Raw genomic sequence first — 17,756 nt, forward strand, 5'->3', positions numbered from 1 at the left:
CCAGCCACTTTCACTTGCCAGCAAAGAACTCGGTGATGGCTGCGGCCACGGCGTTGGGGTCGTTCTCCATCGGAATGTGACCAGCGGACTTGATCCGAACTAGGCGCGCTTCTGGAATTTCACGTGCGTAGCGCTCGGCATAGTCAACCGTCTGGAACTCGTCGTCTTCGCCCCAGATCAGAAGCTTCGGCATCTTCGATTTCAGGAGAGCAGGTAGCATCTCCATCGTGTACCGATGATCAGCCGCGCCCGCGAGCGCCAGCCAGGACCGGGCAACCCTCGGGTCCCTCCAGGGATCGAGATATTCGCTAATCTCGGCTTCGCTCGCCGGGCGGCCGAGCGCCTTAATGGCGGATACGCGTCGCGCGGCGAGAATGTCGTCCGGCGTGGTCAACGCGGCCACTGCTGGATCCCGAAAGCGGGCGACGCCGGGCACCGGCCATGAGTCGTACGTCGTGCCGTTGATAATGGCCACGCGCGGCACTTCGACTCCCCCTGCGAGAGCAAGATGTTGCGCTACGCCTCCGCCGATGTCATGGCCCGCCACCATGACCGGTCCCGCGTGTCCGAGCGCACCGAGAAAGCCAACCAGCCAAGCGGAAAGGCTGGGGATCGACGCTTCTTTGACGGTAAGCTCGCCGCCGGAGCGGCCGAAACCGGGAAAATCGACCGCGACCGGACGAAGCCCCGCTGCGGCGATATCGTCAAGCACGGGCTGCCAGACACGGCTCCAATAAGTGCCATGAAGCAGCAGGAGCAACTGGCCGCCCTCCCCGGCGGTCAGATAGCTGATGGGAACGCCAGCTACGTCAACAGTCTCGCGCCTCGTCATTTGGAATATCCTGGCGCAGACCCGACGAATACATTCAACATAACTGTGGTCATTTTCTCCTCCCATCGAGAGATCGGGAGTTTCTGCGTCCTTGTGATCAGGTCGGCGACATCCTGTTCGCCGTTTGGCCGAACAGGATCTTCTTTCCTTCCTCCGTAACAGCCGGGCGATTCGAGTACGGTTCGCCTCTGGCATAGGCCCGCTGAGTCCCCGGGCGATGCCGCACCGTCTCGAACCAGCGGCGTAGGTGCCGGAAGTCGTCCAAGTTCTGCTGCTGACGCTTCCAAGGAACGACCCAGGGATAGGAAGCCATGTCGGCGATGCTGTAGTCGTCGCCGGCGATGAACGTGCGCCTTTCCAGATGACGATCGAGCACGCCATAAAGGCGGTTCGTCTCCTGGACGTAGCGATCGATCGCGTACGAAATCTTGTTCGGTGCGTAGACCCCGAAATGGTGGTTCTGCCCGGCCATCGGCCCCAACCCACCGACCTGCCAGAACAGCCACTCAATCACCGTCTTGCGGCCGCGCACATCGGTCGGCAGAAAGCGGCCGGTCCTCTCGGCCAGGTACAGCAGGATAGCACCCGACTCGAAAATGCTGATCGGCGCGCCACCGTCCACAGGCGCGGTATCGATGATAGCCGGCATGCGGTTATTCGGAGAAATCGCGAGGAAGTCGGACTTGAACTGGTCGCCAGCGCTGATGTCGACCGTATGGATCCTGTAATCCAGCCCGGCTTCCTCCAAAAACATCGTGATCTTGTGGCCGTTAGGCGTAGGCCAATAGTAGAACTCAATCATCGTGACATTCCTCGCAAATCGTCGGATACAGATCTCCTCACACGCTGGACGAAATTGCCGCGCGCCCGGCATTGCCGCGGCGTATGCGCAGGGTGCACCATTCATCCCACCGGCTAGTGCAATTCACGAGAAGCATCGCGCGAACTTGCTCCGGAGGCGAGTTAAACGTTCTAAGATACTGCAAATCGAGATACGCTCGGTAGGTGCGAATGGTCCTCCGTGTAGTTGCTCCTCGTCCATCGTGCCTGACTTCCAGCGACGTTCGCAGATGATGCTTCTCCCATCGAGTGCGCCGCCCTCGCGGCGAGCGTCATCGACGGTTTATCGCCCCTCTCGTCGAACGTTCCGCAAGTACGGCTGCAAGGAGAACGTGGCCGACCGGGCAGGAGCTTGCATGACTGAATACCGCCGCAGTCGCACACGCCGCATGAGCCGATGCCTTGCTGTTGTATGATGTTTAAGAGTGTAAAATTGCAACTGCCCGACATTTTGGATCTTGAATCGAGACCCACATGCTCTGCGCAATCATTGCTCAGGCATAAGGAACGTCCAATGTCACGTCCTTCGATCCTCGTTTGCACTATCGTTCTCTCGGCTTTGATCACTTCGGTCGTCCAACCGACGCTAGCCAAGACACCTCATCATCCCAATCAAGCGCGGCTCGTGTGCAAGCAAGCTTCCGAGCGTCATTACGGCGATCCGAGGTCTCCGACCTGGACCGATAGTTATGTTGCCTTCACGACGCCGCCTCAGGCACCGTCGACTATATATACCGGTGGTTGGTCGGCACTGGCCGGCCGCTGACTTCGCGGGAGTGATGCCTATGTAGCTTTTCAGAGCCCGCTGAAACCCGCGCGTTCGCGGCGCAAGCGAAAGTGTTCTCGTCAAGCATCGCGGCCGACACACTGTAGCGAATGCCGCAGCCCTCCGAAGCAATGAAGTCGGGCTCTGCAATGACATCAGCCCGACCAATCATTTGCGCAATGGGGCATGGATTGATGCCCCACCGCCAGCACACAGGGCGACCGCTTCCGCGGGGCGGTGGCGAACGCGTCAACGTCCGGCCCCCTGCGGCATGAGCCAGTCCTGGTAAAGGCCGCAGCCGCCGTCGGCACGCTGGCATAAGCATCCCGGAGACCTTCCTCGGAGTGACCTCTTTCTCGCGATCCCAGCAGGTTGGCGTGCGATCGGCTCAGACCTGCCAGGAAGACACGACCACCATTGCAACGCGCCTCCGGTCGCCATCCCACAACATTCGCCGCGCTTCATTCCGGCAACCCCGGCTCGCGCAAGGCGCGCTCGATCCGTGAGCTCGCATCGGCTGATCGCGCGGGAAATATCTGGTCCACGTTTCGAAGACGAAAATTCGGATCTACGTCCAACAAATGAGCGTCGGTTCCCTCGACGAGGCGCCCCAATGAGATGGCGTTGACAATGAAGGCAGCCAACGAGAGCACAATAGGGAGTACAATATGGTCTCGTGCGGCGACCGGTACCTTTCGCGACGAACTAGCCGACACGTCTATCAATTGCGGCTGACAACTCATCTGAACCTGCATCGTTTTCGTGTTCCCGAGAACAGTCGATGGGATCAATGCCTGCAGCGGGAGCGCCTTCAGCCCGCCGCTGGTCGGCCCTGGCAAGGACCTTGTGACGATCTTCGACGACTGGCTCGCCATGTTCTACGCGATGCGTCGTCTCACCTGCGCAGTCGTCGTTTGGCTTCCTTGCTCGGCAGTCGCCTGCGGTCCTTTACCTCACTCGGACGCATTCCGCGGCGGTACATTTGTGAACAACGGGCCAAGTCCTTCGGCAATGGTGAGATGAGCGACGACGGCATCACGCAACTTTTGATACGGCAACCCCGCGAGTATCCCGGCCTGGACGATAGCCATGACCTCACCCGCTTCAGAGCCGATCATCGAGAAGCCGAGGATGCGATCGTCGTTCGCGCCAACGACTGCTTTCATGAAGCCGTCGGTTTCGTCGGTTGCCTCGGTGCGCAAGACATTGCTCATGGGCAGCTTCGCGACACGCACGGGGATCCCTTGCCGCTTGGCTTCCTGCTCGGAGAGGCCGACCCGGGCTACTGGCGGATCGGTAAATACGACATAAGGAATCAGCCGATCGTCGGTCCTGCGGCTGCCGCCGGCCATGTTGTCCTTGACAATCCTGAAGTCATCGACCGACACGTGTGTGAACTGGGGACTGCCGCAGCACTCACCGATCGCCCACACACCGCCGGCAGTCGTCTGCAGTCGTTCATTAACACGAATCACACCGCGAGCATCGAGCTCGACGCCGGCTTCGTCCAGGCCGATGCCAGCGGTGTTCGCAACCCGGCCAACCGCAACAAGAAGATCGCTGCCTTCAATCTTCTGCTCCCCGTCAATCGTACGCACAGTTACCGCCACAGCATCGCCGGAGAGACCATTCACGCTGACCGGCTGGGCATTCAGCAGCACCTCGATCGCTTCGGCGCGAAGAATACGTTGAATCTCTTCCGCTACATCGCTGTCTTCGCGTCCCATGAGCTGGCGGCCTGGTTCGATGATCGTCACCCGGCTTCCGAATCGACGAAATGCCTGAGCCATTTCGATGCCGACATAGCCGCCGCCAAGCACGATCAGATGCGGCGGCAAGTAGTCGAGCTCAAGCGCTTCGATGTGGGTAAGTGCGCGAGCTGTCTCAAGACCCGGGATGTCCGGAACAGCTGCGTGCGAACCGACATTGATGACAACCTCGCTTCCGGCGAGGACGCGAGTCTCTCCGTTGTTCAACGCAACCTGGACAGTTTTCGGTCCCACGAAGCGGCCACCGCCCATGATGAGCTCGACGCCACTCTCCTCGTAGGCCTTCAAATGGAAGGCGATCTCGCGATCGATCATGTCCTGCTTGCGGCTGCGGACCTTCCGCATATCTGTTTTGACGGAGTCAGTCAGCGTACCGAACTTGGCAGCGCTGCGGACGAGGTGAGCCACCCGCGCACTCCACAGCTCATTCTTCGATGGAAGGCAGGCGACCGACGGGCAGGAGCCTCCAACCCAACGGCGCTCGACGACCGCGACTCTCTTGCCCGAACGCCCAAGATGCCACGCGAGCAACTTTCCGCCTTGGCCACTGCCGAGGATAATGATGTCGAAGTGTTCAGTTTCTGGCATAGCCATCTCTTTCCGAGACGTCTGGGAAGTGATCGGGGCAGGCAACAAATTGTCATCGCTACGAGCGTATGACCTCCTCTCCCCTCTCCTCTCCTCAAGTTGAGGTCCGTCTTCTCGCCAGTAAAGATTCACTCAGCACGCGCGGCTTTGCGAGTTTAATGTTGTTAGACAGTGTTAATCGTCAACCTCATGACGTCTTCGCACTGTTCGGATCAGCAAGCATACAACGCGCGTAGCCCGGTCCTGATCATTATCCGAGATGACGCCCCGGCGCTGCTCTTGCGAGACCGCAACTCAAGTCCGCAAACTCCTGTCGTTGCCTTTCGCTCGCCTTGAACATATCGCACAGCATCAGCTGCCGGCTGATTCTATCGTGTAAAATGTCGCTGATCCTTGGACATAAGAGGTCGTTCGCACACGAACCGGCAAGCGCCGTTGCGCCTGTCTACTCTTTTAGCAACCCCGACAGATCAAAAGCCTGCGGTCCACCTCATTGTTGAGGCGATCTTGTTGCCGCTCCCAAGTTGCTATTTGATCATTGAGCTGGATGTCCGCTCTCCGTGGTTGTTGGTGACCGATCGGTGCTCGCCAGGGCAAACGGGACGTCAGCATTAGGGTGCTATTTCGAGCTGGACCGCCGATCGCAACGTCAAGGTTCTGTTCCGATGTCGTGCCGCTGGCTGCGAGATCGGAAAAGACGCTTGCGCTAACTTCTTGCGCAGCCGCGCCGGCTAGTGACCACCAGCTTAATAACACCACACAGCGTGCGAGAAACGCTGCATGCCTTGTCGATCGCTTCGCCATCGAGGTCGGGATCATGCGACATTCCCTCCTAGCTCGGCTGCGGTCGAACATCGCAGCCCACACCATCCTACCCATTACGCCAACGCCGTTTCGAATTGACACGTCTTAGCCGAGGCACTTGAGGCTCAACCTGGCCGCGCAGCCTATCGCGGCCGGTTTCACCAGGATCCTTCATCGTTGCGCGACGCGAACAAGGTCCTGCTTCAAGATGTAAAGTGATACGGCCAGCAGCACGACGTCCTTCATCAGAAACGGGACATTGCCAGTCATGGCTGGAAAACCGGCCACAGGATCCCAGCCGTCCGGCATGAAGGGAATGATCGTGACTGTGCCGATGAACGTCGCAGTCGAACCGAGCGCCCCTAGGATGCCGAGCCGCTTATCCCAATAGCCTGCAAACAACAGTGCGCCAAAGGCCCACTCGGAGACGCCAAGTAACCAGCTCGCAGCCTGGTGACTGAAGACGAGGTATAGCCAAGAAATCAACGGGCCGTTGCTGATGAAGGGGACAAGCCGCTCCGCCTATAGGTCGGTACCGCTGACGAGAACAGCGACATGTAGGCGCCGAAATTGGCGTGGGTCTTGACGCGAAGCCCCAGGATCTTGTTGTCCTTGTCGAACGCCATCTCCGCCTTCGAGATATGGTCGCGGCCATGGTGGTCTGTGAGGAAGGCTTCGGTCCGATCACTGGTCCACTTCACCGGGCGGCCGACCTTCTTCGACGCCCACAGCGCCACCATCTCTTCCGGATAGATGTAGATCTTGGAACCGAAGCCCCCGCCGACGTCAGGCGCAATGACCCGCAGCTTGTGCTCCGGCGCGATGTTGTAGAAGGCTGACAGAACGAGACGGGCTACGTGAGGATTCTGCGAAGTCGTGTAGAGCGTGTAGTGTTCTTCGGCCGCTTCGTAGTCGGCGATCGCTGAGCGCGGCTCCATCGGGTTCGGCGCAAGGCGGTTGTTGGTGAGGTCCATTTCCACCACGTTCGCCGCCTTGGCAAACGCGCCTTTTACTGCCGCCTCATCGCCGATATGCCAGTCGTAGACCACGTTACCCGGCGCCTCCGGATGCAACTGCGGCGCGCCCTGCTTAATGGCGGCGGGGATATCAGGCACGGCCTCAAGCTCTTCATAATCGACGACGACGGCCTCCGCGGCGTCCTTGGCCTGATTCTTGGTTTCGGCGATCACAACAGCGACCGCCTGCCCCACGAAGCGCACGGTCTCCGGCGCCATCGCCGGCCACGCCCCCATCTTCATCGGCGAGCCGTCTTTCGACGTGATGGCCCAGCCGCAAATCAAATTGCCGACCTTGTCATCGACGATCTGCTGGCCGGTGAGCACCGCGACCACGCCGGGCATCTTCACCGCTTCGGATAACGCGATGCCCTTGACCTTGGCATGCGCGTGTGGACTGCGGATGAAATGCGCGTGTGTCAAGCCCACCAACTTGATGTCGTCAACGTAGCGGCCCTTGCCGGTAATAAAACGGCGGTCTTCCTTACGTTTGACGCTTGCGCCAATGCCCTCAACGCCCATGTCCTGTCCTCCCGACCGGAGTTATTGTTTCTGCGGTTTCCATGGAAACGCAGCGGTCATCAATTCAAGCCGATGGTCTGCGGCAGCTATTCCGCCGCCTGCGAGACATTCATGCGGCCGGCCGCGTCCAGCACCGATTTGACGATATTGTGGTATCCGGTGCAGCGGCAGATGTTGCCTTCAAGCTCGTGCCGGACGGTCGCCTCGTCCAGTTTACCGCCATGGCGGTTCACGATGTCGATTGACGACATGATCATGCCCGGGGTGCAGTAGCCGCACTGCAGGCCGTGGTTGTCGCGGAAGGCAGCCTGCATCGGGTGTAGCTCGTCGCCCTTGGCAATGCCTTCAATTGTAGTGACGTCGCAGCCTACGGCCTGTCCCGCCAGCATGGTACACGATTTTACCGCTCGGCCGTCGACATGGACGACACAGGCGCCGCACTGGCTGGTATCACAGCCGACATGGGTGCCGGTCAGATTGAGGGTCTCGCGCAAGACGTGGACAAGGAGGGCTCTATCCTCAACGTCTACAGATACAGCCTTCCCGTTGATCGTCAAATCGACTGTCGGCACGCCCGGACCTCCCTCTTGTTCACCTCCGAGCATCTCTCGCGAGATGGCGCACGGAAGTCCGCACATTGGCTTGCGGATACGAACTGTCAGATCGCTGCGTCACTGTCGCAACGCGAATACGTTAGGTGTCAGATAGACCGTAGCACCTCGCACATACAGCCTGGGTCCACGCATCATCCAAAACCTCGAAAGCGTCAGCGCGGCTCTACACCGCAACAGTCGCAGCTGTTCGTGAGTTTTATTCGAACGTAAAGGACGGCCATAGCTCCGGTCGATATGAAATCAGTGGTACCAGACTGTTCAATAACGGCTCCAACTGTTAGATTCGAAGACCGGCCGACGGATATGTCGCGGGGCCTGCCGCTTGAGCATGTCGCCTCCAAGATCCTATGCAAACTCAGTCGATCGCGTTATCGATTCCCAAGCATCGATCTCGTGCTGAAGCGATTCCAGCTTTTGGCGAACCAGCTTCAGGGCATCGGTACCAAGCAGAAGATGCACCGGCGGGTCCTCGGCTTCCACGACCCTCAGCAGCGCTCGGGCGGCCCGTGCAGGATCTCCAGATTGCTTTCCACTTTTTTCCGCACGGGCTTGTCGGACAGGATCAAAGAGTAAGTCGTAATCGGCTATGCTCCGCGGACTCCGAACCATCGACCGCCCTGCCCAGTCGGTTCGGAAGGAGCCCGGCGCGATCGCAGTTACCCGGATGCCGAGGTGATGAACTTCCTTCGCCAGCACCTCCGAGATACCCTCGAGAGCGAACTTGCTGCCCGCGTAATAGGCGATGCCCGCCAAACCCACGTATCCGGCCATCGAGGTGACGTTGACGATATGTCCGCGGCGCCTCTCGCGCATGTAGGGCAGTACAGCCTTCATCATCGCAACTGCGCCGAATACGTTCACGTCGAATTGCCGCTTAATCTCCTCCAGTGGAGACTCTTCGAGGACACCTTCGTGCCCATATCCGGCATTGTTCACGACAACATCGATCGGAGCAACTTCGCGTTCAACCTTCGCAACAGCAGGACCGATTGCCGCGAAATCGGTGACGTCCAGTAGCAGGGCCCGGGCTCGAGACGGATGCGTCGCCTCGAAGGCCAACCTGGCCTCCTCGCTCCGCACCGTCCCTACGACCAAGTATCCGGATGAAAGCGCCTCCGCTGCAAATGCTTTCCCCAACCCGGAGCCAACGCCGGTAATCAAGATGTTGCGCCTATCATGCGTCGTCACAAACTTCTCCGTGGTCGCGCGCGGCACAGATTTACCGCTGCGGGTATGTATTGTCGCGAGCGATGAACCTCGCACTCGTCGGGGCCCTCACCATAACCGCTAGCGCCTACCCGGGCCACCAACCTCGCGATCTCCTACGCGACACCGAGAAGACGAAATGCGCCCCGTGACAGCACGAGAATGGCGATCGAGCTCACCATCCTCGGAAGACGCCGGTCCTGATCATCGTTGCAGCGATATGCCAACCGTATGGACCCGTTACGTTGGACTCGATTCGAATCCCGTTATCCGACGGCAGGGGAAACGCAAGCGAACTCGACCCGGGTACCGCCCGGCTCTCGCACCATAAAGTGCACCTTCGGACCCTTGCCAGATCGTTCCGGCGCAAACTCAACCACGATGCCGGGCCATGCCGCGACACGCGCGTGCAATGCGTCAAGCGCGCTGCGGTCTACAACCTTCAGAGCGAGATGATGCAAACCGACGTTGCGACGGCGGTCGAACGGCACACATTTCTCGGGGTCTTCGACCTGCCAGAGCGTCACGATCCCATTTCCATCCGACACGAACGACGCTGGATAATTCTGGTTTTCGCCAACAACTCTCCAACCAAGGCAATCACAAAAGAAGCCACGCGCAAGCGCTAGATCTTTTACGGCAAGTCCGACGTGATCGACGCCGGCCGTCAACGGGACATTATCCTGCATAGCTCATCTCCTGGCGCTCGCGCGCGTTAGTGAAGCATCTCTCATTCAGGCCGTCGCCGAACCCACCGGTCGACCGAATTAGGTCCGAACTCCTGGTGGGCCCCTTCAATTCGCGGAACCAGCCGAGGCCTGCACGGTGGCCAGATAGGCGTATATGTTGTTGAAATCCTCGTCAGTAAAGACGTCTTTCCAGGCCGGCATGCCTTTCGAGGGGCGCCCCTCGCGGACGGTTGCCCAGAACGTCGAGCGCGCATTCTCGCCATAACGAAGCTGCAATCTTCGGAGATCGATCCGACGCTCGCCCTGCACAGCGTCGGTCCCGTGGCAATGAGCGCACGTTGAATTGAAGATTTCCCTGCCTGCCTCGGTACTGCCGGAGTCACCTGCATGCGCTTCCGATTCCTTCGCTATAACATTGACCGAAGGGGAGTGCGCAGCAGAAGGGACCTCTGTCGCGGCTGTCGGGAGGACAAATAGGCTCGGCGAATTTTCGGATACCAGGAGCCTGGTCGAAGTGTCGCCTGGCAGGCCATATTTTGTGGCCAGATCACCAATTGTCTGATCGAGGCCCGGCAAGACCGCATCGACCTGATCGCGGAGTTCTGCCGATGTTTTCGCAAATCCAATCGCGGCGTCCCAAGATAATCCCCTCCCTTCGACGGTGCGGATCTTGTAGCGGTTTTGGTATTTCGTCTTGTTAAGCCAGCCGGCAGTTGGTCCCCAGACAAAGGCGACCTCCACCGTACCGAGATCCAACGCCTTCATGCCGTCGTCCGGGCTCATTACGGTGACCTTTTCGATATCATCCCGAAGAGCGAGCAGGTCTTGTGGTGTGGTTTGGTACTGGACCGCCACTCGCTTCCCCCTCAGATCGTCGATGCTGCCGACGACTTGGTCTTTCCCGGTGACGACGGCGTAGGCCTGCTCCGAAATCTTTCGAGAGAAGATAACCGCAGGCCCCATGAAGTCGTCGGAGAGCGGCAAGCCCATCATTGCGTCGCATTGCTTTCCCAGCAAGGTGACGCGCACGCTGCGCTTGCCAAAATAGGTCTTGTACCAATTGTAAGTCACAGGACGACCCAGCGCCTTTCCGATCGCCTGACCGACCTCGAGATAGAATCCTGGCTCGGAAGCATCATCGCTGGAGTACGGTAGATTAGTCGGATCTGCGCACAGACGTAGCGGCTTGATGTCGTCCGCATTGACGCTGGAGCTCGCACCGACCGGCGCAAGAATAACCATCAACGCTAGAGGACTCGCACGCAAGAGTACGTAGAATTTTCCGCATGAGACCTTGAAGTTACCCGTGACGTTCACTGACATCCACGGTTCCCCTTTGTTGTGCACGATGTACGGAACGGAAGCTCAGTTCTGCAGGCTCGTTCGACGATCAGGATCCTTTCGTCCGTCACACAGGGCGCCGGTGCGACGGACGATGCCCGATTGGTTGGCTATTGAACTGCAAATACGAAGAGCGAGCCACCTTCAGGTGCAGCTGCGGTCATCTTCTTTCCGATCTCTCCCAGGAATGCGGGAATAGAAGCCGTACGACCAACGACGACGGCGACATATTGCTTGCCGTCGACAGCGTAAGTCACGGGGCCAGCTCCGATGCCGGAACCAAGGTTTTTCTTCCAGAGGATATTGCCGTTTGTGGCATCAATTGCGTGGAAGTCACCGTGCAGATTGCCGTAGAAGACCAGGTTTCCACCGGTGGTCAACGTGCCGCCGTTGAACGGCAGGTCCTGCTTGATTGACCACACCTTCTTGTTATTGACCGGGTCCCACGCCATCAACTCACCAAGGAAACCTCCCGGACCTTCTTTGGCTGGGAAATCGGCGCCCAGATAGAACAGGCCGCGCTTATACGAGACATCGGTGTTTGAAAAGTCCATGCAGAAATTGTTGGACGGAATATAGACCAGCCCGGTCTGCGGATTGAATGACATCGGCTGCCAGTTCTTGCCGCCGATCACGTTCGGACAGATGTCCTTGACCGGATGGCCGGGCCCGGGACGTTTGTCGGGATTCTCGACAGCGCGCAACGTTGCGACGTCCCACTTTTCCGCCCAATTGGCGAAGACAAACTTCTCGGCAGACAGAAGCTTGCCGGTTTCGCGATTGGCGACGAAGAAGAAGCCGTTGCGGTCAGCTTTCATCAGAGCGGGAACCGTGCTGCCGCCGATGCTCAGGTCGGCCAGAACATTCTCATTAACGCCGTCGTAGTCCCACGCGTCGGCCGGAGTACTCTGAATATGCCACTTGATCTTGCCGGTATTCGGATCAAGCGCAAGCGTGGAGGATGTGTACAAGTTTGTCAGCTTTCCGAAATTGCCGTCGCCGGTAGAACGGACGCTTGTATTCCACGGGCCCGCGTTGCTGGTACCCCAATAGACGGTATCGGTCTTGGCGTCGTACGAGCCGACCAGCCACGGAACTCCGCCGCCCCTTAATCCTGTGTCACCTTTCCAGGTTTCGCTCGCAGGCTCCCCCGGCGCCGGGACGGTAAATGTTTTCCAGACCTGCTTACCGGTATTCAAATCGAACGCCTGAAGCGCACCGCGAACGCCATATTCGCCGCCACCGAAGCCAGTGATCACCTTGTCGCGCACGACCAGCGGAGGAGAAGTGATGACTGACCCTTGCTTGTAGTCGACGACCTCAGTGGTCCAGAGTTCTTTACCTGTTTCTGCGTTGAGCGCCGTCAACTTGCCGTCGAGCCGGCCAACGAAAATCTTTCCATCCGCGAAGGTGACGCCACGGTTGTCCACGTCGCAGCAGGCGTACTGTAACACATCGTCCGGAATCTCCGGCTCATAGGTCCACTTGCGTGCGCCGGTCGCGGCGTCGAGCGCGTAAACATATTTCGGACCCCACGAGGTCGAGACATACAGCGTGTTTCCGATCACGATCGGCGACGACTCGTTCGACCGCAGCGAACCGAGTGAAAACGAATAGGCCAGGGACAGCTTGCTGGCGTTGTCCGAATTGATCTGACTGAGAGGACTGAAGCGCGTATTGCCATAATCATGGCCGGCGATCGCCCACTGATCGGTATTGGCGACGGCCTTGACGACCGAGTCGTTGGCACCGGCAACGAACGCTGCGGCAGCCGCACCGATCGCGATCGAAATGGCCGCAATGAACTTTCTGCCTGTCATTCGTTTCCTCCTGGACATTGTTATCACCGGGTCGACAAGTGGCGCCGCGCGTACCGACGCAGCCGCAGATTCATCACGCTAGTCTACGACGATTGCTGCCGGATCGAAGATCTCCCGCTAGAAAGACACTGTCCCGTCAAGCGAAACAACGGCAGGACCGGCCGACCAATCGCACCCCAAAAACCTGGACGAGCGGTCCGTACACATCCGCGATATGTTTGCATGCTGCCGGCCATGTTGCGCGAGCCAGCGTTACTTGAACGGCGGAACGACGCTTTGGCCTTCGATCAACGATCGAGGGACCGTCTACGAGTTTGAAGGGCTGGCGGTTCACAACAAGTCAGTCATAGAATGCCGGCAGCAACTTAAGGCCGTCGGTTTGCTTCTTGTCGTGATTGATGAACATTGTGGCATTGTAGGTCTTGATGATCTGCCGGATCTTGTCCATCGATTCCACGGATGCCCGTTTATCGGTATTGAGCGAAGGAACCCTGCTCTTGGCGAAATTCTCTTCGAGATGGACGACATCGCCCGACAGTATGATGAAGCCGGAATTTCTGAGGTGGACGAGCAGCGACTGGCTACCGGGCGTATGTCCTGGCGTAGATATGAGCGTAACACTTCCGTCATCGAATACGTCGAGATCTCCGTCAATCAGTCGCATGCCCTTGGGATTTCCAAGCAGGCGGCGCGCCAGCGCCATCAGCTGATTCACGTTTTCGTTTGGCCCATTGCTTCCATGTATCCACTCATACTCTGCTCGCTGCATCAGGATCCTGGCATCAGGAAACAGCCCGACATTGCCGATGTGATCCCCGTGGGTGTGGGAAATGGCGACGTAAGCAACGTCGGACGGCTTGAGACCGATCTCCGCAAGCTGACTCGTTAAGGTCTTGTCCAAGCGATAAACGATCAGCTTTGGCAGTGTCGACCAACCGTTCGGATCGTTAACCGTCGCCTCCGGCACTCCAGTATCCCAAAGCAACCACTGGTTTCCGCGCTTAACCAGCCAACAGGTTGATGAAAACTCGATGCTGTGTCCCTGGTTTTCGCCCGGAGTCCAAACCGATTGATCGTTGGCAAGCGAGTGCCCGCAATCCAGCCTGTAGAGCTTCTCCACGAAACCAGCGCTACTCGCGTCCGGCAACTCTCGCGAAGAAACATTCTTGGTACCCACGGATACAGATAGTACCAGGAGCAACAACACACCTGCGTAAACAAGGTAGCGCCTGAGAAGCATGTTTCTATCCATACGATCGCTGAAAAAGAACTCAACTTCAGACTCGGAAGCTCCGAACTACGTCGGCGTCAGGGTCGAATCCCAGACCGGGCCCTTGAGGAACAGTGATCGTTCCGTTCCGCGGCCGCATAGCATCCCCATATAGCTGTGCCTCAAGGTCGAAGTACCGCCACTCCACCAGGGAGTCTTTTGAGCCTAGTGCGGCGCTTGCGTGTACGCTCGCAAGCAATCCGGGACCATCATAGAACGAGTGGACCATCACCTCGGTCGCGTTTGCCGCGGCAAGCGAGAACACTTTCTGAAGTTCCGAGATGCCTCCCATCTTGGCCGGGCTGGGCTGAACGACGTCGACCGCGCCAGCCGAAAGCATCTGTTGAAACTCAACCAACGTTGAAACATTTTCTCCTGCCGCAATGGGTATTCCACCCTCACGACGCAATCGAGCCAAACCGCCAAAGTTCTCTGGAGGCCAAATGGGCTCTTCCAGCCAGCGCAGATTAAACTGTCGCAGCTTGGCGCTCATATCGAGCGCCTGGCGCACGGTCCATGGGCAGTTGACGTCCAGCGTGATCTCCACGTTGTCTCCGGCGGCATTTCGTGCCTCACGGACTGCATCCACAGTGATTTCATGGAGCTTCAGATGGGAGAAGCCATCGGCCAGAGCTCGATTGACGTTCTCGACAAGAAGCTGCGGATCAGTGTAGCGAACGAGACTTGCATAGCAAGTCAACTCGGACACTGCTGCACCACCCAATAGTCGGTGTACAGGTTGGCCGGTTACCTTTCCCAGGATATCCCATAACGCAGTATCGATCGCGGAAATCCCGAACATGATGGCGCCGCTTCGCCCGAATATGTGAAGGCGTTTCTGAACGTCGAGCATCAACGATCCGATGTTCAACGCGCTGAGGCCGATACACAAGGGAGCGATAACCTGTTCTATCGCAGCTCTGACGGCGGGAATTGCGGTGAAGCCGAACGCTTCACCCCAACCGACAATTCCGCCCTCGGTCGTTACCTTGACCAGCAACGAGTCGGCGCTACCGGCATTCTTTCCTCCCCACGCCGATTCGGCTGATCTACTGCCTCCTGCGAACGGGATACTGACCGCGATGACCTCGATCATCGCAATCTTCACATCTCGGTCCGCAGTTTCCTGGTCAAGTGGCACTGGAGCTCTCCATTGACCTCGTCTCATATGCGGCAGGCGCGCCGGCGTCGCGTGGTGCGAGGACATCGGCAATGGCCCGGTTAAGGGGCGTCGCCACTTGGTAAGGGCACAACGTCGATCCGAAAAACGAATAATTCAGATTGCACCTATCTCGGCCGCAGATTGTGAACAGACCGGCGAGGTGTGCCCATAAGTCAAAATTGCTCGCGAAATCGCATCCCGCCGTGTCAGCGGGCTGAAACGGACTGATCTAACTGGGTCAGTCGACAGTAGGACGGATCCGTTGCTTCCAAAGATCCAACCTCGATCTCACACTCGATCGCTCAACGAAACAGTGTGCACCGGACAACGGGCATTCACGGTCGTACGGAGGAGACATAGGCTGAAGTGACCGATGCGATTTCTCTCGTACTGGCGATTAGACTTGCGGTGAGGAACGACCTGGAGTTTTTAGAATGACTTCCTCGTTTGAATATGCGCCGCCGAAAGTTTGGAGTTGGGACAAGCCGAATGGCGGACGGTTCGCGAATATCAACCGACCGGTCGCAGGCCCGACGCACGACAAGGAACTCCCACTCGGCCGCCACCCCATCCAACTCTATTCCCAGGGGACGCCAAACGGCGTGAAGGTGGCTGTCATGCTTGAGGAGCTGCTGGCGCTTGGCAACAGCGGCGCAGAATACGACGCCTGGCTCATCAGAATCGACCGCGGCGACCAATTTGGGAGCGGCTTCGTTGCGCTGAACCCCAACTCCAAGATCCCGGCCATGGTCGATCAAAGCGGACCATCGCCGATCCGGGTCTTCGACTCCGGAGCGATCTTGATATACTTGGCCGAGAAATTCGACGCCTTCCTGCCGACCGAACCCGGTGCACGAGCCGAATGCATGTCATGGCTGTTCTGGCAGGCAGGAAGCGCGCCATACGTGGGCGGAGGCTTCGGCCACTTTTACGCGTACGCGCCGACCAAGATCGAATATGCCATAGATCGATTCTCCATGGAGACAAAACGCCAACTCGACGTGCTCGACCGGCGGCTCGCAACGAACGAATTTATCGCTGGCAGCGACTACACAATCGCCGATATCGGCGCGTGGCCCTGGTACGCTGGCCTGACGAGGGGTTGGCTTTACGGAGCGGCTGAGTTCCTTCAAGCACAGGAGTACAAGAATATTGCGCGCTGGGTAGACTCAATCGCCGAGCGGCCGGCCGTCCAACGTGGGCGAATGGTCAACCGCGTCACTGGCGACGCGTCAAGCCAACTGCATGAGCGGCACGACGCCAGCGATTTTGAGACGAAAACGCAAGACAAACTCACAACCGGAAGGTAGCCACTTGCAGCGGGCACGCGCCGGCAGCGCCATTCCGTAACTCTTGAAGGCACATCTAGTGGCACCGCGCTGTAGCATGTCAAGCGTAGTCGCAGGTTGATTTTAGCCGCTTGAGCGCGAACGAAGATGAATCATTTTCGCCGCGCGGCGGGCTACACGCCGGACGAGCTATGCGATATCCTCCAGATTACTCGCGTTCACAGGGAGCATCGAAATCGCCCTGCGGCGACTGATAACAGGAAATGGTCATAGATTTGTACGCATGAACGCGCCGTTCATCTGATCAAGACCAGCCACGCCAGCGTCGACCCGATCGCCACTGAAGGCGGCTATGCTGAAGGCGTGACTCCGCGCGCGCTGCTGCGCTGGAGGCTCGGTTACGGCGCCCACGAAATCCGCCGCAACCTCTGAGGTCGCCTCGCCCGCCTCAGCTCACGCCTCTACCCGCCGCTGCGGCAGCAAATAACAGATCCCAGCCGAACCGGGGTGCAGTCGCCTGGTAGCTCGGCATTGCTTGAACCTGCTCCCACCATCTGGTGAAACCCTCCACCGCGAAGACTTCGTTAGCATCCGGGGTCAGTGACACGAGGCAACAGATCGGAGCGACGTAGAAATCAGCGAGTGAGGGAGGCTCGCCTGCGATAAAGGCACTGCCGCCACGAATCTTCATAAGCTCCTGCAGCACACGACGGCTGCTAACGATCGCATGCTTTCTCGCTTCTTCATCCGGCTCGCCGATCAAGTCGGGAAAAAAGTGATATCCAGCGACAGCAATCAGCGCGCCGTAGCCATAGGAATCAATGATCCCCATCGCCATGCGCATTCGCGCTCGGTCCTTTGAACTATCCGGCGTGAACGACGGGCCCGGCAGCACTTCGTCCAGATATGGCGCGATAGCGCCGGTTTCGATGATGCGGAAGCCATCGTGGTCCAGCACGGGCACTTTGCCGAACGGATGGCGCGCCATGTGCTCGGACTGGCGCGGTTCGCCTTTGAGCACATTCACTGGCACCTGTTCGTATCGCGCGCCTTTCTCGGCGAGCAGCATCCGGACTGTCCGGACATACGTACTGCCGTCGAAACCATAGAGGACGATCCCAGTCATTCTGTTCCCTTTTGCTTGGACATCGCTCCAGCTATTTGCATTTGGAGGTGTCGCCAATTCGTCAGATAAGACGCGCAAGCCGTCCCTCTGACGGTCCCCGCA

13 protein-coding genes and 1 pseudogene are annotated in these 17,756 nt (G+C 58.5%); 1 reads left to right on the forward strand and 13 read right to left on the reverse strand.

From position 1 onward, the window contains the following. Nucleotides 1-10: 10 nt before the first annotated feature. The 12 genes and pseudogenes from FXB40_RS33645 to FXB40_RS33700 form a co-directional block, all read right to left on the reverse strand. The gene (locus tag FXB40_RS33645) at nt 11-832 is read right to left on the reverse strand and encodes an alpha/beta fold hydrolase (RefSeq protein ID WP_148776587.1); all 822 of its coding nucleotides are present in this window, start codon (nt 830-832) and stop codon (nt 11-13) included. 97 nt (nt 833-929) lie between these two features. Next, the gene (locus FXB40_RS33650) at nt 930-1,634 is read right to left on the reverse strand and encodes a glutathione binding-like protein (protein ID WP_148776588.1); all 705 of its coding nucleotides are present in this window, start codon (nt 1,632-1,634) and stop codon (nt 930-932) included. A gap of 1,757 nt (nt 1,635-3,391) precedes the next feature. Further along, nucleotides 3,392-4,795 carry a mercuric reductase gene (locus tag FXB40_RS33655; protein WP_148776589.1) on the reverse strand — a complete coding sequence of 468 codons (1,404 nt, stop codon included), beginning with the start codon at nt 4,793-4,795 and terminating at the stop codon, nt 3,392-3,394. A 975-nt stretch (nt 4,796-5,770) separates the two neighbouring features. After that, on the reverse strand, nt 5,771-6,085 hold the full coding sequence (locus FXB40_RS33660) for a DUF417 family protein (protein ID WP_246208132.1): 315 nt from the start codon (nt 6,083-6,085) through the stop codon (nt 5,771-5,773). 38 nt (nt 6,086-6,123) lie between these two features. Then, nucleotides 6,124-7,137, reverse strand: a pseudogene (locus FXB40_RS33665) (xanthine dehydrogenase family protein molybdopterin-binding subunit); the annotation flags it as partial. Nucleotides 7,138-7,223: 86 nt separating this feature from the next. Continuing rightward, entirely contained in the window at nt 7,224-7,709 is a 486-nt protein-coding gene (locus tag FXB40_RS33670; RefSeq protein WP_148776591.1) for a (2Fe-2S)-binding protein, read from the reverse strand. Nucleotides 7,710-8,096: 387 nt separating this feature from the next. Further along, nucleotides 8,097-8,939 carry an oxidoreductase gene (locus FXB40_RS33675; RefSeq protein ID WP_148776592.1) on the reverse strand — a complete coding sequence of 281 codons (843 nt, stop codon included), beginning with the start codon at nt 8,937-8,939 and terminating at the stop codon, nt 8,097-8,099. Nucleotides 8,940-9,223: 284 nt separating this feature from the next. Then, on the reverse strand, nt 9,224-9,646 hold the full coding sequence (locus FXB40_RS33680; RefSeq protein ID WP_148776593.1) for a VOC family protein: 423 nt from the start codon (nt 9,644-9,646) through the stop codon (nt 9,224-9,226). A gap of 105 nt (nt 9,647-9,751) precedes the next feature. Continuing rightward, nucleotides 9,752-10,969 carry a c-type cytochrome gene (locus FXB40_RS33685; RefSeq protein WP_148776594.1) on the reverse strand — a complete coding sequence of 406 codons (1,218 nt, stop codon included), beginning with the start codon at nt 10,967-10,969 and terminating at the stop codon, nt 9,752-9,754. Nucleotides 10,970-11,097: 128 nt separating this feature from the next. Continuing rightward, entirely contained in the window at nt 11,098-12,807 is a 1,710-nt protein-coding gene (locus FXB40_RS33690) for a PQQ-dependent dehydrogenase, methanol/ethanol family (protein ID WP_148776595.1), read from the reverse strand. Between the two features lie 340 nt (nt 12,808-13,147). Next, nucleotides 13,148-14,047, reverse strand: coding sequence for an N-acyl homoserine lactonase family protein (locus tag FXB40_RS33695; RefSeq protein ID WP_148776596.1), 900 nt, complete (start codon nt 14,045-14,047; stop codon nt 13,148-13,150). Between the two features lie 37 nt (nt 14,048-14,084). Next, nucleotides 14,085-15,173, reverse strand: coding sequence for a mandelate racemase/muconate lactonizing enzyme family protein (locus tag FXB40_RS33700; protein WP_210352202.1), 1,089 nt, complete (start codon nt 15,171-15,173; stop codon nt 14,085-14,087). A 500-nt stretch (nt 15,174-15,673) separates the two neighbouring features. Between FXB40_RS33700 and yghU the strand changes: the two genes are divergently transcribed. After that, nucleotides 15,674-16,549, forward strand: a complete 876-nt coding sequence (gene yghU / locus FXB40_RS33705; RefSeq protein WP_148776597.1) for a glutathione-dependent disulfide-bond oxidoreductase — start codon at nt 15,674-15,676, stop codon at nt 16,547-16,549. Between the two features lie 427 nt (nt 16,550-16,976). Here the strand turns inward: yghU and FXB40_RS33710 are convergent, their stop codons facing one another. Then, complete coding sequence (locus tag FXB40_RS33710; protein ID WP_148776598.1) at nt 16,977-17,654, reverse strand: glutathione S-transferase family protein; 678 nt, start codon at nt 17,652-17,654, stop codon at nt 16,977-16,979. Nucleotides 17,655-17,756 lie beyond the last annotated feature (102 nt).

Source organism: Bradyrhizobium rifense (assembly GCF_008123425.1).
GTDB lineage: Bacteria > Pseudomonadota > Alphaproteobacteria > Rhizobiales > Xanthobacteraceae > Bradyrhizobium > Bradyrhizobium rifense.